Here is a 21,774-nt window from a genome sequence, read left to right on the forward strand (position 1 = left end):
GCATGCCCGTCCGCATCGAACCGAGCATCCTGTCCGCCGACTTCGCGAACCTGGAGCGCGAGATCCAGCGCCTCGCGACCGCCGACCTCGTGCACGTCGACATCATGGACAACCACTTCGTCCCGAACCTCACGTTCGGGCTCCCGATGGTCGAGCGCCTCCAGCAGGTCACGCCCGTCCCGCTGGACGTCCACCTGATGATCGAGGACGTCGACCGCTGGGCCCCGGGCTACGCGGAGGCGGGTGCCGCCAGCGTCACGTTCCACGCCGAGGCGACGCGGGAGCCGGTGGCGCTCGCCCGCCGTCTCCGCGACATCGGCGCGCGCGCGGGCATCGCGCTGAAGCCCGGCACCCCGGTCGACGACTACCTCGACCTGCTGCACGAGTTCGACCAGGTCCTCGTCATGACGGTCGAGCCCGGCTTCGGCGGCCAGTCGTTCATGCCGGAGACCATGCCGAAGCTCCGCGCGCTCCGCTCCCGCCTCCGCGACTCCGGCCACGACGTGTGGCTGCAGGTGGACGGCGGCATCGACGTCGAGACCATCGGGCGCGCCGCGGAGGCGGGCGCCGACACCTTCGTCTCCGGATCGGGCGTCTTCCGCGGGGGCGACCCGGAGTCCGCCATCCGGGAGCTGCGCCGGGCCGCCGAGGCCCACGCGCACTGACGCGCGACGCGCACTGTCGCGACCTCCGCGGCCCGACGGACCCGGTCCGCGGATCTGCTTGACTGGATCCATGACCGACATCCAGAAGCCCGAGGTCGAGCCCGTCGACGGCCCGGCCCCCGCAGAGCTCACCATCTCCGACGTCACCGTGGGCGACGGCCCCGAGGCCCAGCCCGGCGACACCGTCGACGTCCACTACCTCGGCGTCGACTTCGAGTCCGGCGAGGAGTTCGACTCCTCGTGGAGCCGCGGCCAGTCCGTGCGCTTCCCCCTCCGCAGCCTCATCGCGGGCTGGCAGCAGGGCATCCCCGGCATGAAGGTCGGCGGACGCCGCCAGCTCGTCGTGCCGCCGGAGCTCGCCTACGGCCCCGCCGGCGGCGGCCACCGCCTGTCCGGCCGCACCCTGATCTTCGTGATCGACCTGCAGGGCGTCGGCTAGCACCGGCGCACCACCACCGGGAGGCCGGGAGCATCGCGCTCCCGGCCTCCCGTCGTCGTCCGGGGGGCGCCGCCCGCGGCTGTACCCTGGATCCCGTGAAGACCTTCGATGACCTGTTCGGCGAGCTGACCCGGATCGCCGCCGAGCGGCCCGAGGGGTCCGGCACCGTCCGCGAGCTCGACGGCGGCGTGCACGCGATCGGCAAGAAGGTCGTCGAGGAGGCCGCCGAGGTCTGGATGGCCGCGGAGCACGAGTCCGACGACCGCGCGGCCGAGGAGATCTCCCAGCTGCTGTACCACGTGCAGGTCATGATGATCGCCCGCGGGCTCACCCTGGAGGACGTCGGCCGACATCTGTGACGCGCCCCGTCACCCGTCGACCCCCACCCCGGAAGAAGTGATCCCCATGCTCCGTGTCGCCGTGCCCAACAAGGGCTCGCTCGCCGAGACCGCCGCCCAGATGCTCGCCGAGGCCGGATACGCCGGCCGCCGCGACCCGAAGGAGCTCTACGTCCTCGACGCGCGCAACGACGTCGAGTTCTTCTACCTCCGCCCGCGCGACATCGCCACCTACGTCGGATCCGGTGCGCTCGACGTCGGCATCACGGGCCGCGACCTCCTCATCGACTCGTCCTCGGACGCCTCGGAGACCGCGGAGCTCGGCTTCGCGGGGTCGACGTTCCGCTTCGCGGGCCCGGTCGGCCGCTTCGTCGACCTCCGGGACCTCGCGGGCGTTCGCATCGCCACGAGCTACCCCGTCCTCGTCGGCGGGTTCCTCCGCGAGCACGGCGTCGAGGCGACGCTCATCCGCCTGGACGGCGCGGTCGAGTCCGCGATCCAGCTCGGGGTCGCCGACGCCATCGCCGACGTCGTCGAGACCGGCACCACGCTGCGGAAGGCGGGACTCGAGATCTTCGGCCCGGTGATCCTCCGCTCCACCGCGGTCCTCATCTCGGGTGCCGAGGAGAAGCCGGGCGCCGCGACCCTCCTGCGCCGCCTCGAGGGCGTGCTGGTGGCGCGCCGGTACGTGCTCATGGACTACGACGTCCCGCTCGACCTGCTCGACGCGGCCACGGCCATCACGCCGGGCATCGAGTCGCCCACCATCTCGCCGCTGCAGGACCCCGCGTGGGTCGCGGTGCGCTCCATGGTGCCGCGGGACGACACGAACCAGATCATGGACCGCCTGCACGAGGTCGGCGCGCGCGCCATCCTCGTCAGCCCGATCCACGCCGCCAGGATCTGACCGTGGCCGCCATCGCCGGGGGCCTGCCGGCCGACGCCGCCGCCACCTCGGGCCGGCTCGCGGTCCGCGTCATCCCGTGCCTCGACGTCGCCGCCGGCCGCGTCGTCAAGGGCGTCAACTTCCTCGACCTGCAGGACGCGGGCGACCCGGTCGAGCTCGCGCGCCGGTACTACGAGCAGGGAGCCGACGAGCTCACCTTCCTCGACGTCACGGCCACGGTGGAGGACCGCTCCACCATGTACGACGTCGTCAGCGCGACGGCGGAGCAGGTCTTCATCCCGCTCACGGTCGGCGGGGGCGTGCGCAGCGCGGACGACGTGGCGCGGCTCCTCGCCAGCGGCGCCGACAAGATCGGCGTCAACAGCGCCGCGATCGCCCGCCCCGACCTGGTGGGGGAGATCGCCGACCGCTTCGGCGCGCAGGTCTGCGTCCTGTCCCTGGACGTGACCCGCGGGGACACGGAGTCCGGATTCGTCGTCACCACGCACGGCGGCCGCACGCGCACGACGATCGACGCGGTCGCGTGGGCGCGCGAGGCCGTGGAGCGCGGCGCGGGCGAGCTCCTCGTCAACTCCATCGACGCCGACGGGACCCGCGACGGCTTCGACCTCGAGCTGGTGGCCGCGATGCGCGCGGCGAGCCGCGTCCCCGTGATCGCCTCGGGCGGCGCGGGGGAGCTCGACCACTTCGCCCCCGCCATCCACGCGGGAGCCGACGCCGTGCTCGCCGCGAGCGTCTTCCACTCCCGCCGGTTCACGATCGGCGACGTCAAGGGCGCCCTGCGGGACGCCGGTCAGGTGGTCCGATGAGCGGCACGACGAGCAGCGCCCCCGCGGCCCCGGACGTCGACGGGATCCTCGCCCGCGCCGCCTTCGCGGACGACGGCCTGCTGCCCGCGGTCATCCAGCAGCACGACACCCGCGAGGTGCTGATGCTCGGCTACATGGACCGCGAGGCGCTCCGGCGCACGCTCACCAGCGGCCGCGTCACGTTCTGGTCGCGCTCCCGCCGGGAGTACTGGCGGAAGGGCGACACGTCCGGGCATGCCCAGTTCGTGCGGGACGCCGCCCTCGACTGCGACGGCGACACGGTCCTCGTCCAGGTCGACCAGGTGGGGGTGGCCTGCCACACCGGCACGCGCACGTGCTTCGACGCCGACCACCTGCACCCCGTCGCGGGCGCGCGTCCCGCCTCCGACGAAGGGCCGTCCGCATGACCTCCACCGCCCCGGGCCACGCCTCCGCCGCCGGCACCACGATGCGCGCGGCCTTCCGCGCCCTCGCGGCCGACCACCGGGTCATCCCGGTCCTCCGCGAGGTGTTCGCCGACGGCGAGACGCCCGTCGGCGTGCACCGCAAGCTCACCGCCGGCCGACCGGGCAGCTTCCTGCTCGAGTCCGCCGGCCAGGGCGGCATCTGGACCCGGTTCTCCTTCGTCGGCGTCTCGTCCTTCGGGGTGCTCACCCAGCAGGGAGACGAGGCGCGCTGGCTGGACTACGGGCTCGACGCGTCCCGCGCGCTCGGCGACGACGCCCCGGACGGCCCGCTGGCGGCCCTCGCCGCCCTGTACGCGCGGTGGGAGACCCCGCGGATCCCGGGCCTGCCGCCGCTCACCGGCGGCCTCGTCGGCTTCATCGGCTGGGAGGCCGTGCGGCAGATCGAGCGCCTCCCCGACCGGCCTCCCGCCGAGGTGCCGGTGCCGGGCCAGGCCCTGAGCTTCGTGTCGGAGCTCGCGGTCCTCGACCACCGGCGCGGCACGGTGACCCTCGTCGCGACGGCCCTCAACGACGGCGTGGACGACGAGGACGCCATGTGGGCGGACGCGCAGGCGCGCCTGGACCGCATGCAGGCCGACCTCGCACGCCCCGCGGAGACGTTCCTCGCCGAGGTCGACCTCGACGTGCAGCCGTCGGCGACGCTGCGCACCGCGCCGGAGGACTTCCACGCCGCGATCGCCCGCAGCAAGCACCACATCCACGAGGGCGACGTCTTCCAGGTCGTGGTCTCGCAGCGCTTCGACCAGCCGACCACGGCCGATCCCATCGACGTCTACCGCATCCTCCGCGTGCTCAACCCGAGCCCGTACATGTACCTCCTCACGCTGGAGGACGCCGACGGCGTGCCGTACTCCATCGTCGGCTCGTCGCCCGAGGCCCTCGTGACCGTCACCGACGACCACGTCTACATGCACCCCATCGCGGGCTCGCGTCCCCGCGGCGGCACCGTCGAGGAGGACGTGGCCCACGAGGAGTCGCTCCTCGCCGACCCCAAGGAGCGCGCCGAGCACCTCATGCTGGTGGACCTCGCGCGCAACGACATGCTGAAGGCCTGCGCCCCGGGGTCGGTGGAGGTCACCGAGTTCATGCGCGTGGAGCGCTTCAGCCACATCATGCACCTGGTCAGCTCGGTGGAGGGCACGCTGCGGCCCGGCGTCTCGAGCATCGACGTGTTCCGGGCCACGTTCCCGGCGGGCACGCTCTCGGGCGCCCCGAAGCCGCGCGCCCTGCAGATCATCGACGAGCTCGAGCCCGCCCAGCGCGGCGTCTACGGGGGAGTGGTGGGCTACTTCGACTTCGCCGGCGACGCGGACCTGGCCATCGCGATCCGCACCGCCACCATCGTCGGCGGCGTCGCGCACGTGCAGGCCGGCGGCGGCATGGTGGCCGACTCCGATCCCGACGCCGAGTACCTCGAGTCGCAGAACAAGGCCGCGGCCCCGCTGCGCGCGGTCGCGGTCGCCGAGGCCATGCGGCGCGTGCGCTGATGCGCGTCACGCGCCGCACGAGGGGCCTCGCCCTCCTGCTCGTCCTGGCGACGAGCGCCGCCACCTTCCTGGGCTGGTCGCAGGACTGGTCGACGCTCCGCATCGGCGGTCAGGCACCGGCGCTCGTGCCCGTGGCGGGCAGCGTCGCCGCGCCGGCGCTCAGCGCGCTCGCCCTGTCGAGCCTCGCCCTCGCGGGAGCGCTCGCCATCGCCGGCCGCGCGCTGCGGGTCGTGCTCGGCGTGCTCCAGGCGATCATCGGCGCGACGGTCGCGCTCACCGCCCTCGCCGCGGTGTCGGGTCCGGTGCAGGCCGGCGAGGCCGCGGTCACGACGGTCACGGGCGTCGCCGGGTCCGCGCCCATCGCCGACCTCGTCGTCGGCTGGACCACCACCCCCTGGGGACCGTTCACGCTGGTCGCCGGCATCGCCTCGGCGCTCGTCGGTATCCTCGTCGCCGTCACCGGCCCCCGCTGGCCGACCGGCCGCTCCCGATACGACGCGCCGGATGCCGGACCCGCCCGCAGGATCGTCCCGCGCGAGGATCCCGTCGCCGCGTGGGACAGCCTGAGCGGCGGCGCGGACCCCACGCGCCGCGAGCCCGGCGACCCGGACGAGGCGTCGCCGTCGGGCACCGCCGCGGACGACGGCGACGACCGTCGCGAGGCAGACGGCACGGCCCCCGCCGGGCCCCCCGCACCCGGCGTCCACCCCGACGCCGACCGGTAGACTCGGAACATCCCGACCGTACGACCCACGAGGAGCACGCATGTCCACCGAGTCCGCAGAACCCGGCCACGGCAACTCGCCGGCGGCCTGGACCGCTGTCGTCATCATGCTCGTCGCGTTCAGCGTCGGCACCATCGCGTTCTGGTTCGCCATCGAGCCCGTGGTCTGGGCCTCCGCCGTCCTCGCCGTCCTGGGCTGGATCACCGGCGGCGTCATGAAGAAGATGGGCTTCGGGGTGGGCGGTCACCGCACCGCGCCCACGAAGGCGCACTCCTAGATGCTCGGCGACCTGCTCGCCGGCGCCCTCGAGGACGCGGCGGCGCGTCGCGAGCTCCGTCCCCTTGCCGAGGTCGAGGCCGCCGCGCTCGCGCGTCCGGCCGCCCTCGACGCCCTCGGCGCGCTGGCGCCGGCCGACCGCGTGAAGATCATCGCGGAGGTCAAGCGCTCGAGCCCCTCGCGGGGCGCCCTCGCCGAGATCCCCGATCCGGCGCTCCTCGCGTCCCGCTACGAGACGGGCGGCGCCAGCGTCATCAGCGTCCTCACCGAGGGACGCCGCTTCGGCGGCTCGCTGCACGACCTCGAGCAGGTGCGCGACACGGTCTCCATCCCCGTGCTCCGCAAGGACTTCATCGGCGAGGCCTACCAGGTCCTCGAGGCTCGGGCCTCCGGCGCCGACCTCGTCCTCCTCATCGTGGCCGCGCTCGACCAGCCGACCCTGGTGGAGCTGCACGCCCTCATAGGGGAGCTCGGCATGACCGCGCTCGTCGAGACGCACTCCGCCGACGAGGTGTCGCGCGCGCTCGACCTCGGCGCGCAGGTCGTCGGCGTCAACGCCCGCGACCTCACCACCTTCGAGCTCGACCGCGACCTCTTCGGCCGCCTGGCCGACTCCATCCCCACCGGCGTCGTCCGCATCGCCGAGTCGGCCGTCAAGACCGCCGACGACGTGGCCCACTACCGCCGTGCGGGCGCCGACGTCGTCCTCGTGGGCGAGGCGCTCGTCACGGGCGATCCCGTCCGCACGCTGACCGAGTTCCTGGAGATCCGCTCATGACCGACCTGCGCAGCGCCACCGGCCCGTACTTCGGCGACTTCGGCGGGCGCTACGTCCCCGAGTCCCTCGTCGCCGCCCTCGACGAGCTGTCGGAGGCGTGGGAGGAGCTGAAGGTCGACCCCTCCTTCATCCACGAGCTCCAGGAGCTGCACCGCACCTACACGGGCCGGCCCTCGCTCATCACGGAGGTGCCGCGCTTCGCCGAGCACGCCGGCGGTGCCCGCATCATCCTGAAGCGCGAGGACCTGAACCACACGGGCTCGCACAAGATCAACAACGTGCTGGGCCAGGCGCTGCTGACGAAGAAGATCGGCAAGAAGCGCATCATCGCCGAGACGGGGGCGGGCCAGCACGGCGTCGCCACCGCCACGGCCGCGGCGCTCTTCGGGCTCGACTGCGTCATCTACATGGGCGAGGTCGACACCGAGCGCCAGGCGCTCAACGTCGCGCGCATGCGGCTGCTCGGCGCCGAGGTCGTCCCCGTGCGCTCGGGCTCGCGGACGCTCAAGGACGCCATCAACGACGCCATGCGCGACTGGGTCACCAACGTCGAGACCACCAACTACGTCTTCGGCACGGTCGCCGGCCCGCACCCGTTCCCGGCCATGGTCCGCGACCTGCAGAAGATCATCGGCGAGGAGGCGCGCGAGCAGGTGCTCGCCCTCACCGGCCGACTGCCCGACGCCGTCGCCGCGTGCGTCGGCGGCGGGTCCAACGCCATCGGCATCTTCCACGCGTTCCTCGACGACGCGGACGTCGCCCTCTACGGCTTCGAGGCGGGAGGCGACGGCGCGGACACCCCGCGGACGGCCGCCACCATCACGAAGGGCCGTCCCGGCATGCTCCACGGCGCCCGCAGCTACCTGCTGCAGGACGAGGACGGCCAGACCATCGACTCGCACTCGATCTCCGCGGGGCTCGACTACCCGGGCGTCGGTCCCGAGCACTCGTGGCTGTCGGACCTCGGCCGGGCCTCCTACCGCCCGGTGACGGACGACCAGGCCATGAGCGCGCTCCGCCTGCTCAGCCGCACCGAGGGCATCATCCCGGCCATCGAGTCGGCGCACGCCCTCGCGGGAGCGCTCGAGCTCGGCAAGGAGCTCGGACCCGACGCGATCATCCTGATCAACCTCAGCGGACGCGGCGACAAGGACATGGAGACCGCCGGGGCGTACTTCGACCTCATCGACGCCGGGGCGGAGCAGTAGTGAACGCGGCCGCGCACGCCGCGACGCCGGTCGGCAGCCCCGTCGAGCGGGCCATCGCGCTCCGTCGCGAGCAGGGCTCGGGTGCGCTGGTGGGCTACCTGCCCGTCGGCTTCCCGGACGTGGCCACGAGCATCGAGGCGGCCGTCGCGCTCGTCGAGAACGGCGTCGACGTCATCGAGCTGGGCCTGCCCTACAGCGACCCGGTCATGGACGGCCCCGTCATCCAGCGCGCCACGCAGACCGCGCTCGCGCAGGGCTTCCGCCTGCGGGACGGCTTCGACGCGCTCCACGCCATCACGCAGCGCGTCGACGCCCCGGTCCTGCTCATGACCTACTGGAACCCCGTCGTGCAGTACGGCGTGGAGCGGTTCGCGGACGACATCGTCGCCGCCGGCGGAGCCGGCCTCATCACGCCCGACCTCATCCCGGACGAGGGCGCCGACTGGCTCGCCGCGTCGGAGCGTACGGGCCTCGACCGCGTGTTCCTCGCGGCCCCGTCCTCGAGCGAGGCGCGCCTGCACCAGGCCGTCGAGCGGAGCCGCGGGTTCGTCTACGCCGTCAGCACCATGGGGATCACGGGCGCGCGCCAGGACGTCGACCAGGCCGCCCGGGGCCTCGTCTCGCGCCTGCGCGACGCCGGCTCCACGAGCGCCTGCGTGGGCATCGGCATCTCCACGGGCGACCAGGTGCGCGAGGTCCTCGACTACGCGGACGGCGCCATCGTCGGCTCGGCGCTCGTGGCGGCCCTCGCCGACGGCGGCGTGCCCGGCGTCGCCCGTGCCGCGGCCGATCTGGCGCGGGGAACTGCGCTACATTAGCCCCCGGCCCGCGGTCCCGCCGCGCCCGCCGAATCCCCTGCGAAAGTGAGCGCCATCCGTTGTTCGCCCCGATGAGCATCCCCAGCCCGGATCCGTCCGACACCCGGTTCGACGTCACGGCGTGGCTCCAGGGCTTCGGCATCGACCTGCCGCTCACGTTCGCCATCCACGCCTACGCGGTGTGCATCCTCGTCGGCATCCTCATCGCGGCCTGGCTCACGAACCGGCGCCTGGTGGCGCGCGGCGTCGAGTCCGGCACGGTCATCGACTTCACGCTGCTCGCCCTGATCCTCGGCATCGCCGGGGCGCGCGCGTTCCACGTGCTGACGCACCCCGGCGACTACTTCTTCGCGGGGGCGGACCCGCTCCGGGTCCTCTACGTGTGGGAGGGCGGCATCGCCATCTTCGGCGCGCTCATCGGCGGCGCCGTCGGCGTCTGGCTCGCCTCGAAGTGGACCGGCGTCCGCTTCTGGACGTTCGCGGACGCCCTCGCCCCCGGGCTCCTGCTGGCGCAGGCCGCGGGCCGCATGGGCAACTACTTCAACCAGGAGCTCTTCGGCACGCCCACGACCCTGCCGTGGGGCCTCGAGGTCGACCCGGGCAACGCCGCGTTCCCGGCCGGCCTCCCCGCCGGCACGCTGTTCCACCCCACGTTCCTCTACGAGATCGTGTGGAACGTGGCGGGCGCGCTGCTCATCATCCTGCTGGGGCGCGCGGTGCGCCTCCAGTGGGGCCGCGGCCTCGCCGTCTACCTCATGTGGTACGGCCTCGGCCGCATGGTGTTCGAGTCCATCCGCATCGACCCGAGCGAGATCATCCTCGGCATCCGCACCAACGTGTGGGCGGCGTTCATCGCGGTCGCGATCGGCCTGGTGCTCTTCATCGTCCAGACGCGCCGCCACGTGGGCAGCGAGCCGAGCGCGTACCTGCCCGGCCGCACCCCGGATGACGTAACCCGGCGCGCGAAGGCGGGTCGCGACGGCGAGGTAGCATCGGTGTACACGGATTCGGATTTCACCGACGGCGACGCCGATCGGGCATCCACCGGGTCGGACTCCCACGCTCTCCCCGCCACAAGCGGACGCGGCGCCTAGTCCCCAGCGCGGGCACCCCCGCGGTCACCGCCTCCTGCTCAGCGAGGCGGTCCCCACCACAGGGCCAGCGACGTCCCTCCGCAGTGCATCTAGGACGGTTCCCATGGCGTTCTCCTCCACCTCCCCTCCCGGCGGCGCGTTCCCCGCGAAGCAGGGCCTGTACGACCCCGCCTTCGAGAAGGACGCGTGCGGCCTGGCCATGGTGGCCACCCTGCGCGGCACCCCGGGCCACGACATCATCGTGAACGCGCTCGACGCGCTCCGGAACCTCGAGCACCGCGGGGCCATCGGCTCCGACGCGGGCACGGGCGACGGCGCGGGCATCATGACGCAGATCCCCGACGAGTTCCTCCGCGGCGTCGCCGGCTTCGACCTGCCGCCCATGGGGGAGTACGTCGTGGGCATGGCGTTCCTGCCCACGGACGACGCCGAGCGCGAGGAGCTCGAGGCGGGCATCGAGCGGATCGCCGCGACCGAGCGCCTCCGCGTCCTCGGCTGGCGCGAGGTGCCCGTCGACCCGTCCCATCTCGGCAACCTGGCGCGGAAGGCCATGCCCGCGTTCCGCCAGCTCTTCCTCGCGTCCGACGCGGCCGAGCCCGCCGACCGCCCCGCGGGCCTCGCCCTCGACCGGCTCGCGTTCCGCCTGCGCAAGCGCGCGGAGCGGGAGCTCGGCGCCTACTTCATCTCGCTCTCCTCGCGCACGCTCGTCTACAAGGGCATGGTCACGACGCTCCAGCTGGAGCCCTTCTACCCCGACCTCTCCGACGAGCGCTTCGCCTCGAAGCTCGCGATCGTGCACTCGCGCTACTCCACCAACACCTTCCCGTCGTGGCCGCTCGCGCAGCCGCTGCGGATGATGGCGCACAACGGCGAGATCAACACCGTCGCCGGCAACCGCAACTGGATGCGCGCCCGCCAGTCGCAGCTCGAGTCGGAGCTGCTCGGCGACCTCGGGCCGCTCCTGCCCATCGTCACCCCGGGCGCGAGCGACTCCGCGTCGTTCGACGAGGTCCTCGAGCTCCTCAGCCTCAGCGGTCGCAGCCTGCCCCACGCGATGATGATGATGGTCCCCGAGGCGTGGGAGAAGCAGAGCGACATCGACCCCGTCCGCCGCGACTTCTACGAGTACCACTCGATGGTCATGGAGCCGTGGGACGGGCCCGCCGCCCTGACGTTCACCGACGGCACGCTCGTCGGCGCGACCCTGGACCGCAACGGGCTCCGTCCGGGCCGCTACCTCGTCACGCACGACGGCCTCGTCGTGCTCGGCAGCGAGATCGGCGTCCTCGAGATCGACCCGGCGCGCATCGCCCGCAAGGGCCGGCTCCGCCCGGGCAAGATGTTCCTCGTCGACACCGAGGCCGGCCGCATCATCGAGGACGACGAGATCAAGTCCCAGCTCGCGGCGAGCGCGCCGTGGGGCGAGTGGCTCGAGAACCGCATCCACCTGGCCGAGCTCCCGGAGCGCGAGCACATCGTGCACACGCCCGCGTCGGTCGTCCGCCGCCAGCGCACCTTCGGCTACACGGAGGAGGAGGTGCGGATGCTCCTCATGCCCATGGCGAAGGTCGGCGCCGAGCCCCTGGGCGCCATGGGGTCGGACACGCCCATCGCGGTGCTGTCGCAGCGCCCGCGCCTCCTGTTCGACTACTTCACGCAGCAGTTCGCGCAGGTCACGAACCCGCCGCTGGACTCCATCCGCGAGGAGGTCGTGACCAGCCTCCGCCTCGGCCTCGGCCCGCAGCGGAACCTGCTCGACGCGGGGCCGGAGCACGCCAAGCAGGTCGTGCTCGACTTCCCCGTCATCGACAACGACGAGCTCGCCAAGGTCATCCACATCGACCACCGGCCGGGCAGCCGCACCACCACGATCGTGAGCGGGCTCTACCGCGTCGACGACGGCCCGCTCGCCATGCAGAAGCGGATCGAGGCGATGTGCGACGAGGTCGACCGGGCCATCGCCCACGGGGCGCAGTTCATCGTCCTGTCGGACCGCGACTCCAACCGCGACCTGGCGCCCATCCCGTCGCTCCTCATGATCGCGGCCGTGCACCACCACCTCATCCGCAAGCAGACCCGCATGAAGGTCGGCATCGTGGTCGAGGCCGGCGACGTGCGCGAGGTGCACCACATCGCGCTGCTCATCGGGTACGGCGCCTCGGCGGTCAACCCGTACCTGGCCATGGAGTCCTGCGAGGACCTGGTCCGCAGCGGCATGCTCACGGGCGTCACCCCGGAGAAGGCCACCCGGAACCTCATCAAGGGCCTCGGCAAGGGCGTGCTGAAGATCATGTCCAAGATGGGCATCTCGACGGTCTCCTCCTACGCCGGCGCGCAGTGCTTCGAGGCCGTCGGCCTCTCGCAGCAGCTCGTCGACCAGTACTTCTCGGGCACCACCACGCGCCTCGGCGGCGTCGGGATCGACGTCATCGCGGCGGAGAACGCCGCACGCCACCGCAGCGCCTACCCGACGGACGGGGCCGTGCTGTCGCACGAGCGCCTGCAGACGGGCGGCGAGTACCAGTGGCGCCGCGACGGCTCGCCGCACCTCTTCAACCCGGACACGATCTTCCGGCTGCAGCACGCCACGCGCACGCGCCGGTACGACATCTTCCGTGAGTACACGTCCATGGTCGACGCGCAGTCGAAGGACCTCATGACCCTCCGGGGCATGTTCCAGCTGCGCACGGGCACGCGGCCGCCGGTCCCGCTCGACGAGGTGGAGCCCATCTCCGACATCGTCAAGCGCTTCTCCACGGGGGCCATGAGCTACGGCTCGATCTCCGAGGAGGCGCACGAGACGCTGGCGATCGCGATGAACCGGCTGGGGGCGAAGTCCAACACGGGCGAGGGCGGCGAGAACGTGGAGCGCCTGCTCGACCCCGAGCGCCGGAGCTCCATCAAGCAGGTCGCGTCCGGCCGCTTCGGCGTCACGAGCATGTACCTCACGCACGCCGACGACATCCAGATCAAGCTCGCGCAGGGCGCCAAGCCCGGCGAGGGCGGGCAGCTCCCCCCGGGGAAGGTCTACCCGTGGGTGGCGCGCACCCGCCACGCGACCGCGGGCGTCGGCCTCATCTCGCCCCCGCCGCACCACGACATCTACTCGATCGAGGACCTCAAGCAGCTCATCTTCGACCTCAAGCGCGCGAACCCGTCCGCCCGGATCCACACGAAGCTGGTGAGCCAGTCGGGCATCGGCGCGGTCGCCGCGGGCGTGGCGAAGGCGCTCAGCGACGTGATCCTCGTCTCGGGCCACGACGGCGGCACGGGCGCGAGCCCGGTCAACTCCCTCAAGCACGCGGGGACGCCGTGGGAGCTGGGTCTCGCGGAGACGCAGCAGACCCTCCGCCTCAACGGCATGCGCGACCGCGTCGTCGTGCAGGTGGACGGCCAGATGAAGTCCGGCCGGGACGTCATCGTCGGCGCGCTCCTCGGGGCGGAGGAGTTCGGCTTCGCCACCGCGCCCCTCGTCGTCTCGGGCTGCATCATGATGCGCGTCTGCCACCTCGACACCTGCCCCGTGGGCGTAGCCACGCAGAACCCGGAGCTGCGCAAGCGCTTCCCCGGCAAGGCCGACCACGTTGTCAACTTCTTCGAGTTCATCGCGCAGGAGGTGCGCGAGCACCTCGCCGCGCTCGGCTACCGCTCGCTCGACGAGATCGTCGGCCGCAACGACCTGCTGGGCGTCGGCGACGCGATCGACCACTGGAAGGCGTCCGGGCTCGACCTGTCGCCGATCCTGGTCGGTCCGGCCTTCGCCGACGACGAGCCGATGAAGCACGCCCGGTCGCAGGACCACGAGCTCGAGGACCACTTCGACAACGAGCTCATCCGCCTCAGCCGCGACGTCCTCGACCACGGCGGCCGCGTCGAGATCGACCTGCCCGTCCGCAACACGGCGCGCGCGGTCGGCACCATGCTCGGCCACCTGGTCACCAAGGCCCACGGCGAGAACGGCCTGCCCACCGGCTCGATCGACGTGACCCTCCGCGGGTCCGCGGGCCAGTCGTTCGGCGCGTTCATGCCCGCGGGCATCACGCTGCGCCTCGTCGGCGACAGCAACGACTACCTGGGCAAGGGCCTGTCCGGCGGCGACATCGTCGTGCGTCCGGACTCGAGGGCCGGCTTCCCCGCCGAGGAGAACGTCATCGCCGGCAACGTCATCGGCTATGGGGCGACCCAGGGGACGATGTTCATCCGCGGCATGGTGGGGGAGCGGTTCCTCGTCCGCAACTCCGGTGCCACCGCGGTCGTCGAGGCCGTCGGCGACCACGCGCTGGAGTACATGACGGGCGGGCTCGCGCTCGTGCTCGGCGGCACCGGCCGCAACATCGGCGCGGGCATGTCGGGCGGCACCGCCTACGTGCTCGACCTCGCCGAGGACCGCATCAACACCGACGCCCTCGCGTCGGGCGAGCTCGAGCTGCACCCGCTCGGGAGCGCCGACGTCGAGATCGTGCTCGACCTCCTCCGCCGGCACCTCGCCGAGACCGGCTCGACCGTGGCCGAGCGCCTGCTCGCCGACCCGGAGACATCCATGCACCGCTTCACCAAGATCCTGCCGCGGGACTACGCGGCCGTCCTCGCCACCCGCCAGACCGCGGTGGACGAGGGCCTCGACCCCGACGGCGACGTCGCCTGGAAGCGCATCCTGGAGGTGACCGGTGGCTGACCCCAAGGGCTTCCTCAAGGTGACGGAGCGCGAGCTCCCGAAGCGCCGCCCGGTCTCGGTGCGGCTCATGGACTGGAAGGAGGTGTACGAGCAGCAGGAGCGCGGCGAGCTCGTGCGCCAGGCCGGCCGGTGCATGGACTGCGGCATCCCCTTCTGCCATCAGGGCTGCCCGCTCGGGAACCTCATCCCGGAGTGGAACGACCTGACGTGGCGGGGCGAGGGCCGGCAGGCCATCGAGCGCCTGCACGCCACGAACAACTTCCCGGAGTTCACGGGCCGCCTGTGCCCCGCTCCGTGCGAGAGCTCGTGCGTGCTCGGCATCAACCAGCCGCCCGTGACGATCAAGCAGGTGGAGGTGTCGATCATCGACGACGCCTTCCAGAACGGCTGGGTCGAGCCGCACCCCCCGGAGCGCCTCACGGGCAAGACCGTCGCGGTCGTGGGCTCCGGTCCCGCGGGCCTCGCCGCCGCGCAGCAGCTCACGCGCGCCGGCCACACGGTCGCCGTCTTCGAGCGCGACGACCGCATCGGCGGGCTGCTGCGCTACGGCATCCCGGACTTCAAGATGGAGAAGCGCCACCTCGAGGCGCGCCTCGCGCAGATGACGGCGGAGGGCACCCGCTTCCGCGCGGGCGTCGACATCGGCAAGGACATCACCTGGTCCGACCTGCGCCTGCGCTACGACGCGGTCGTGGTCTGCACGGGCGCGCTCGTGCCCCGCGACCTCGACATCCCGGGCCGCGACGTCGACGGCGTGCACTTCGCCATGGACTACCTCCGCCAGTCGAACCACGCGACGGCCGGTGACCAGGTGCCCGAGCAGATCCACGCGGAGGGCAAGCACGTCGTCGTCCTCGGCGGCGGCGACACCGGCGCCGACTGCATCGGCACGGCGCACCGCCAGAAGGCGGCGTCCGTGACGAACCTCGCGATCGGCCAGCAGCCCCCGTCGGAGCGCCGCGCCGACCAGCCGTGGCCCACGTACCCGACCCTCTTCGAGGTGTCGAGCGCGCACGAGGAGGGCGGGGAACGCCACTACCTGGCGTCCACCGTCGAGTTCCTGAAGGACCACGACGGGCACGTCCGCGCCGTCCGCGTCGCGGAGACCGAGTTCCGGGACGGGCGACGCGTGCCCAAGTCGGGCAGCGAGCGCGAGATCCCCGCGGACCTGGTGCTCCTCGCGCTCGGCTTCACGGGTCCCGAGAAGGAGGCGCTCGCGTCCCAGCTGACGGTCCCGTTCGACGAGCGCGGCAACGTCGCGCGCGGCGAGGACTACCAGACCGACCAGGCCGGCGTCTTCGTGGCGGGCGACGCGGGCCGCGGCCAGTCGCTCATCGTGTGGGCCATCGCCGAGGGGCGTTCAGCGGCCTCCGCCGTCGACCGGTACCTTGAGGGGGACACGGAGCTCCCGTTCCCGGTCCGTCCCACGGATCGCGCTCTCTCCATCTGACCCCGTCGCCGCGTCCGCGCGCGCGACCACTCACCCGAACCGCGTCCGTGTGCGACGCAGAAACGCGAGACAGACAGAGCATGACCAGAAGAGCGAAGATCGTCGCGACCCTCGGGCCCGCGACCAGCTCCTACGAGAGCATCCGAGCCATCATCGACGCCGGCGTGGACGTGGCGCGGATGAACCTGAGCCACGGCACCTACGACGTCCACGAGGGCATCTACTCCACGATCCGCAAGGCGGCCGACGACGCGGGACGCGCGGTCGCGGTCCTGGTCGACCTGCAGGGCCCGAAGATCCGCCTCGGCAAGTTCTCCGACGGACCGCACGACCTGGCCTTCGGCGACACCTTCGTCATCACGATCGAGGACATCCTCGGCACGAAGGACATCTGCTCCACCACCTACAAGGGCCTCCCCGGCGACGTGAAGCCGGGCGACCCGCTGCTCATCGACGACGGCAAGGTCACGCTCCGCGTGGTCTCCACGGACGGCACGCGCGTCACGACCACGGTCGAGGTCGCCGGCGCCGTCAGCAACAACAAGGGCATCAACCTCCCGGGCGTCGCGGTCAACGTGCCCGCGCTCTCCGGCAAGGACGAGGCCGACCTCCGCTGGGGCCTCCGCCTCGGCGCCGACCTCATCGCCCTGAGCTTCGTGCGCGACGCGTCCGACATCGTGCGCGTGCACGAGATCATGGACGAGGAGGGCCGCCGCGTCCCCGTCGTCGCCAAGGTCGAGAAGCCGCAGGCCGTCGACGCGCTCGAGGAGATCGTCGACGCGTTCGACGCCATCATGGTCGCCCGCGGCGACCTCGGCGTCGAGCTCCCGCTCGAGGCCGTGCCGATCGTGCAGAAGCGCGCCGTCGAGCTCGCCCGCCGCAAGGCCAAGCCCGTCATCGTCGCGACGCAGATGCTCGAGTCGATGATCACGAGCCCCCGCCCCACGCGCGCCGAGGCCTCCGACTGCGCCAACGCCGTCCTCGACGGCGCCGACGCCCTCATGCTGAGCGGCGAGACGAGCGTCGGGGAGTTCCCCGTCGTCACGGTCAAGACCATGGCCCGCATCATCGAGTCGACCGAGGAGCACGGGCTGGAGCGCATCCCGAAGCTCGGCACGCGCCCCTTCACGCAGGGCGGCGCCATCACGCTCGCGGCGGCCGAGGTCGCCGAGTTCGTGGAGGCCAAGTTCCTCTGCGTGTTCACGGAGTCCGGCGACTCGGTGCGGCGCATGACGCGGCTGCGCAACGGCATCCCGATCCTCGCGTTCACGCCGAACGAGGGCATCCGCCGTCGCCTGGCGCTGTCGTGGGGCGTGCAGACGTACCTCGTCGACACGGTCACGCACACCGACCAGATGTTCCACCAGGTGGACGACGTGCTCCTCGCGGAGGGCCTCGCCGAGGTCGGCCAGAAGGTCGTCGTCATCGCCGGGTCCCCTCCCGGCATCGCGGGCTCGACCAACGAGCTGCGCGTCCACGTCGTCGGCGACGCCGTGAACGAGGCGGCTCCGGCCTACGAGAAGTAGGTCGGCGGGGCCGGGCGGGAGCCCGGCCCGGACGCACGGGAGGGGGGGGGGGGGCCAACCGGGTGTTCCCCCCCCCTCCCGCATGTCGTCCGCGCGTGCTCCGCGGGACCCGGTGCCGGATGTGGGACTCGAACCCACACGCCCTCACGGACAGAGCATTTTGAGTGCTCCGCGTCTGCCATTCCGCCAATCCGGCGCGCACCGGCCAGGCTGACGATACCGTAGGCTCCTATCCGTGAGTGACCAGGAAACAGCCCCCGCAGCCCCCCGTCGTGTCGTCGTCGCCGAGGACGAGTCGCTCATCCGCCTCGACATCGTGGAGACCCTCCGCGACAACGGCTTCGAGGTCGTCGGCGAGGCCGGGGACGGCGAGACCGCCGTCGCCCTGGCCACGGAGCTGCGCCCGGACCTCGTCATCATGGACGTCAAGATGCCCCAGCTCGACGGCATCTCCGCGGCGGAGCGGCTGAACCGCAACCACATCGCCCCCGTCGTCCTCCTCACGGCGTTCAGCCAGAAGGAGCTCGTGGAGCGCGCGGGCGAGGCCGGCGCGCTGGCCTACGTCGTCAAGCCCTTCACGCCCAACGACCTGCTGCCCGCGATCGAGATCGCGCTGGCGCGCTACGCGCAGATCATCACCCTCGAGGCCGAGGTGTCCGACCTCGTGGAGCGCTTCGAGACCCGCAAGCTGGTCGACCGGGCGAAGGGCCTCCTCAACGAGAAGATGGGCCTCACCGAGCCCGAGGCGTTCCGCTGGATCCAGAAGGCGTCCATGGACCGCCGGCTCACCATGCACGACGTGGCGCAGGCGATCATCGAGCAGCTCAGCGCCAAGAAGGCCTAGCGGCCCCCGGCCCCCGGCGCCCGCGGACCGCGGGTCGAGGACGGCGCTCTCGCCGACGAGGGCTCAGGCCCGCCCGCGCTCCCGGACGATGTTCGTGATCCGCACGGTCGACAGCCGCCGGCCCTCGTCGTCGGTCATGACGATCTCGTGCGTGGTGAGCGTGCCCCCGAGGTGGATCGCCGTGCACGTGCCGGTCACGGTGCCGGTCGACGCGGAGCGCGTGTGGCTCGCGTTCAGCTCGATGCCGAAGGCGACCCGGTCCGGGCCCGCGTGCACGTTCGCCGACATCGAGCCCAGCGACTCCGCGAGGACGACGTAGGCGCCGCCGTGCACGACGCCGTAGGGCTGCGTGTTGCCCTCGGCGGGCATGGTCGCGACCGAGCGCTCGGCGCTCAGCTCGGTGACCACGATGCCCATCTTCCGCGCCAGGGCGCCGACGTCCTGCGGCTGCCGGAGCCGCGGATCGGCGGCATGGTCCTCGGGTGCGGGCTGGGTCATGGGGATCCTCCGAGGCCGGGTCCGAGGTCGGGAGCCCTCGATAGGCTGGGCCCGTGCCGAACACGGAAAAGCCTACCCTCCTCGTCATCGACGGCCATTCCCTGGCGTTCCGGGCCTTCTACGCCCTGCCGGCGGAGAGCTTCCAGAACCGCGAGGGGCAGCACACGAACGCCGTCCACGGCTTCATCGCGATGCTCATCAACCTCCTGCAGAAGGAGAAGCCCACGCACGTCGGCGTCGCGTTCGACATCTCGCGCTTCTCGTTCCGCACGCGCGAGTACCCGGAGTACAAGGGCACGCGCGGCGAGACGCCGGCGGAGTTCACCGGCCAGGTGCCGCTGCTCGAGCGGGCGCTGAAGACCATGAACATCCCCACCCTCACCAAGGAGGACCACGAGGCGGACGACATCCTCGCGACCCTCGCGCGGCAGGGTGCCGAGCAGGGCTACCGCGTGCTCGTCGTCTCCGGCGACCGGGACGCCATCCAGCTCGTCAACGACGACGTCACGCTCCTGTACCCGTCCACGCAGGGCGTCTCCCAGCTCACGCGCTACGACGCCGAGAAGGTGTTCGAGAAGTACGGCGTGCAGCCGGAGATGTACCCGGACATCGCGGCGCTCGTGGGGGAGACGAGCGACAACCTCATCGGCGTCGACAAGGTCGGCCCGAAGACCGCGGTCAAGTGGCTGAACCAGTTCGGGTCGCTCGACGCGGTCATCGAGCACCGGGACGAGATCACGGGCAAGGTCGGCGACAACCTCCGCGCCCAGTACGAGAACGTCATCCGCAACCGCCGGCTCAACCGGCTGCTCACCGACGTCGAGCTCCCGCTCGGCCCCGCGGACCTCGAGCGCAAGCCCATCGACGAGCCCGCGCTCCGCGAGGTCTTCGCCGTGCTGGAGTTCAAGCAGCTCCTGGAGCGCGTGCTGAAGCTCGAGGGCTCCGGCGCCTCCGCGTCCAGCGAGGGCACGCCCGTCGGCGCGGTGGAGCAGGAGCCGTCGACCGCCCCGCAGGCGCCCCGCGCCCAGCAGCTGCTCGACGAGGAGCTCGAGAAGTGGATCGCGACGCAGAGCGCCGCGTCCCCGCACGGGCTCGGCCTCACCGTGGAGACCCAGGACGGCGCGCCCGTCGGGTTCGGCCTCGCGAGCGCGACGGAGGCCGTCACGCTGCCCTGGCAGCCGGGCCGGGCGGACTACGCCCCCTTCGAGCGGTGGCTCGCGAGCGACGCCCCGAAGGTCATGTCCGACGCGAAGGTGCAGGTGAAGGCCATGCGCCGGGCCGGCCTCGCGTTCTCCGGCCTCGCCTTCGACGTGCTCGTCGCCGGCTGGCTGCTGCGGCCCGGCTTCACCGACAAGACGCTGGCGGCGCTCGTCAGCCGCTACCTCCTCGAGGACCTGCCCGAGCCGGACGCCAACCAGCTGGTCCCCGAGACCGAGGCCCTCACGGCGCCGGTCGAGGCCTGGTACACGCTCCGTGTCGAGCACGCGCTCCGCGAGGTGCTCGACGAGCGCACCCTCGGGGTCCTCGTCGACATCGAGATGCCCACCCTGCTCGTGCTGGTGGAGATGGAGCTGCGCGGGGTCGCGACCGACCGCGCCGGGCTCGCCGAGCTCAGCGCGCAGCTGCAGGAGCGCATCACCGACCTGGCCCAGCGCGCCTTCGCGGAGATCGGCAAGGAAATCAACCTCGGCTCGCCCAAGCAGCTGCAGGAGGTCCTCTTCGACCAGCTCGGCATGCCGAAGACGCGAGCGAACAAGACGGGCTTCTCGACGGACGCCGGGGCCCTCGCCGACCTCCAGGCGTCGAACCCGCACCCGTTCCTCGACCTCCTGCTGGAGCACCGGGACGCCAGCAAGCTGCGGCAGATCATCCAGACGCTCGAGCGCGGGATCGGGGACGACGAGCGGATCCACACCACGTACGTGCAGACCGGCACGACCACGGGCCGCATCTCCTCGAACGACCCGAACCTGCAGAACATCCCGGTGCGCACCGAGGAGGGTCGCCGCATCCGCAGCGCCATCCGCGTGGGCGAGGGCTTCGAGACCCTGCTCACGGCCGACTACTCGCAGATCGAGATGCGGATCATGGCGCACCTCTCGGGCGACGAGGGCCTCATCGAGGCGTTCGCGGCGGGGGAGGACCTGCACCGCTTCGTGGGATCCCGCATCTTCGGCGTCGAGCCGGCCGACGTGAGCGCCGAGATGCGCACCAAGGTCAAGGCCATGAGCTACGGCCTCGCGTACGGGCTGAGCGCCTTCGGGCTGTCCAAGCAGCTGCGGATCGCGTCATCCGAGGCCAAGCAGCTCATGACCGACTACTTCGCCCGCTTCGGCTCCGTGCGCGACTACCTCCGCCAGGTGGTGGAGGAGGCGCGCGCGGCCGGCTACACGGAGACCATCTTCGGCCGCCGCCGTCCGTTCCCCGACCTCACCAGCCCGAACCGGGTGCTGCGCGACAACGCCGAGCGCGCGGCCCTCAACGCGCCCATCCAGGGCTCGGCCGCCGACATCATGAAGATCGCGATGATCCGCATCGAGGCCGACATGCGCGAGCGCGGCATGGAGTCGCGCATGCTGCTCCAGGTCCACGACGAGCTCATCCTCGAGGTCGCCGCCGGGGAGTGGGACGCCCTCGAGGCGATCGTGACCGACCGCATGGCCCACGCGGCGGACCTGCGGGTCCCGCTCGAGGTGCAGGTCGGCCGCGGTGACTCGTGGGCCGCGGCCGCGCACTGACCGCCGGCGCCCCTTCCGACCCGTCCACCCCC

At 72.3% G+C, this 21,774-nt stretch carries 19 protein-coding genes and 1 tRNA gene; 18 read left to right on the top strand and 2 right to left on the bottom strand.

The window, feature by feature from the left end; genetic code table 11:
- Positions 1 to 2 precede the first annotated feature (2 nt).
- The 16 genes from rpe to pyk all read left to right on the top strand — a co-directional run bounded on the left by rpe (position 3) and on the right by pyk (position 17,662).
- Positions 3 to 665 (top strand): ribulose-phosphate 3-epimerase, encoded by a 663-nt coding sequence (gene rpe, locus AC07VC_RS04815; protein WP_317229846.1) that lies wholly within the window; start codon positions 3 to 5, stop codon positions 663 to 665.
- 70 nt (positions 666 to 735) lie between these two features.
- Entirely contained in the window at positions 736 to 1,104 is a 369-nt protein-coding gene (locus tag AC07VC_RS04820) for an FKBP-type peptidyl-prolyl cis-trans isomerase (RefSeq protein ID WP_094116011.1), read from the top strand.
- Between the two features lie 95 nt (positions 1,105 to 1,199).
- Positions 1,200 to 1,463: a phosphoribosyl-ATP diphosphatase gene (locus AC07VC_RS04825; protein WP_012038459.1), complete on the top strand. Its 264-nt coding sequence runs from the start codon at positions 1,200 to 1,202 to the stop codon at positions 1,461 to 1,463.
- Between the two features lie 46 nt (positions 1,464 to 1,509).
- Complete coding sequence (gene hisG / locus AC07VC_RS04830) at positions 1,510 to 2,349, top strand: ATP phosphoribosyltransferase (protein ID WP_494675980.1); 840 nt, start codon at positions 1,510 to 1,512, stop codon at positions 2,347 to 2,349.
- Positions 2,350 to 2,372: 23 nt separating this feature from the next.
- Entirely contained in the window at positions 2,373 to 3,158 is a 786-nt protein-coding gene (hisF, locus tag AC07VC_RS04835) for an imidazole glycerol phosphate synthase subunit HisF (RefSeq protein WP_494676568.1), read from the top strand.
- A complete protein-coding gene (gene hisI, locus AC07VC_RS04840; RefSeq protein WP_317229843.1) occupies positions 3,155 to 3,565 on the top strand; it encodes a phosphoribosyl-AMP cyclohydrolase in 411 nt (136 codons plus the stop codon). The genes hisF and hisI overlap by 4 nt, the downstream gene beginning before the upstream one ends.
- Entirely contained in the window at positions 3,562 to 5,112 is a 1,551-nt protein-coding gene (locus AC07VC_RS04845; RefSeq protein WP_494675979.1) for an anthranilate synthase component I, read from the top strand. The genes hisI and AC07VC_RS04845 overlap by 4 nt, the downstream gene beginning before the upstream one ends.
- Positions 5,112 to 5,837, top strand: coding sequence for a Trp biosynthesis-associated membrane protein (locus AC07VC_RS04850; protein ID WP_494675978.1), 726 nt, complete (start codon positions 5,112 to 5,114; stop codon positions 5,835 to 5,837). The genes AC07VC_RS04845 and AC07VC_RS04850 overlap by 1 nt, the downstream gene beginning before the upstream one ends.
- Before the next feature lie 40 nt (positions 5,838 to 5,877).
- Entirely contained in the window at positions 5,878 to 6,114 is a 237-nt protein-coding gene (locus tag AC07VC_RS04855; protein ID WP_317229840.1) for a DUF6704 family protein, read from the top strand.
- On the top strand, positions 6,115 to 6,891 hold the full coding sequence (gene trpC / locus AC07VC_RS04860) for an indole-3-glycerol phosphate synthase TrpC (protein ID WP_494675977.1): 777 nt from the start codon (positions 6,115 to 6,117) through the stop codon (positions 6,889 to 6,891).
- Entirely contained in the window at positions 6,888 to 8,099 is a 1,212-nt protein-coding gene (gene trpB / locus AC07VC_RS04865) for a tryptophan synthase subunit beta (RefSeq protein ID WP_494675976.1), read from the top strand. The genes trpC and trpB overlap by 4 nt, the downstream gene beginning before the upstream one ends.
- Entirely contained in the window at positions 8,099 to 8,917 is an 819-nt protein-coding gene (trpA, locus tag AC07VC_RS04870; protein WP_317229837.1) for a tryptophan synthase subunit alpha, read from the top strand. The genes trpB and trpA overlap by 1 nt, the downstream gene beginning before the upstream one ends.
- 71 nt (positions 8,918 to 8,988) lie before the next feature.
- Positions 8,989 to 10,011 (top strand): prolipoprotein diacylglyceryl transferase, encoded by a 1,023-nt coding sequence (gene lgt / locus AC07VC_RS04875; protein WP_317231207.1) that lies wholly within the window; start codon positions 8,989 to 8,991, stop codon positions 10,009 to 10,011.
- Between the two features lie 103 nt (positions 10,012 to 10,114).
- Positions 10,115 to 14,686 (top strand): glutamate synthase large subunit, encoded by a 4,572-nt coding sequence (gene gltB / locus AC07VC_RS04880; protein WP_494675975.1) that lies wholly within the window; start codon positions 10,115 to 10,117, stop codon positions 14,684 to 14,686.
- Positions 14,679 to 16,136 carry a glutamate synthase subunit beta gene (locus tag AC07VC_RS04885; protein ID WP_494675974.1) on the top strand — a complete coding sequence of 486 codons (1,458 nt, stop codon included), beginning with the start codon at positions 14,679 to 14,681 and terminating at the stop codon, positions 16,134 to 16,136. Before gltB ends, AC07VC_RS04885 begins: the two co-directional genes overlap by 8 nt.
- An 80-nt stretch (positions 16,137 to 16,216) precedes the next feature.
- Positions 16,217 to 17,662, top strand: a complete 1,446-nt coding sequence (pyk, locus tag AC07VC_RS04890) for a pyruvate kinase (RefSeq protein ID WP_494675973.1) — start codon at positions 16,217 to 16,219, stop codon at positions 17,660 to 17,662.
- A gap of 113 nt (positions 17,663 to 17,775) precedes the next feature.
- On the opposite strand, the gene AC07VC_RS04895 is transcribed toward pyk, so the two are convergent.
- A tRNA-Leu gene (locus tag AC07VC_RS04895) sits at positions 17,776 to 17,858 on the bottom strand.
- A gap of 39 nt (positions 17,859 to 17,897) precedes the next feature.
- Between AC07VC_RS04895 and AC07VC_RS04900 the strand changes: the two genes are divergently transcribed.
- Positions 17,898 to 18,506 (top strand): ANTAR domain-containing response regulator, encoded by a 609-nt coding sequence (locus AC07VC_RS04900; RefSeq protein ID WP_015490426.1) that lies wholly within the window; start codon positions 17,898 to 17,900, stop codon positions 18,504 to 18,506.
- A 63-nt stretch (positions 18,507 to 18,569) separates the two neighbouring features.
- On the opposite strand, the gene AC07VC_RS04905 is transcribed toward AC07VC_RS04900, so the two are convergent.
- Entirely contained in the window at positions 18,570 to 19,004 is a 435-nt protein-coding gene (locus AC07VC_RS04905; protein WP_317228625.1) for a PaaI family thioesterase, read from the bottom strand.
- Positions 19,005 to 19,057: 53 nt separating this feature from the next.
- Here AC07VC_RS04905 and polA point away from each other — a divergent pair, with 53 nt between their 5' ends.
- Positions 19,058 to 21,742, top strand: a complete 2,685-nt coding sequence (polA, locus tag AC07VC_RS04910) for a DNA polymerase I (protein ID WP_494675972.1) — start codon at positions 19,058 to 19,060, stop codon at positions 21,740 to 21,742.
- Positions 21,743 to 21,774: the final 32 nt, after the last annotated feature.

This window comes from Clavibacter sp. GW821-FHT01D01, assembly GCF_059422605.1.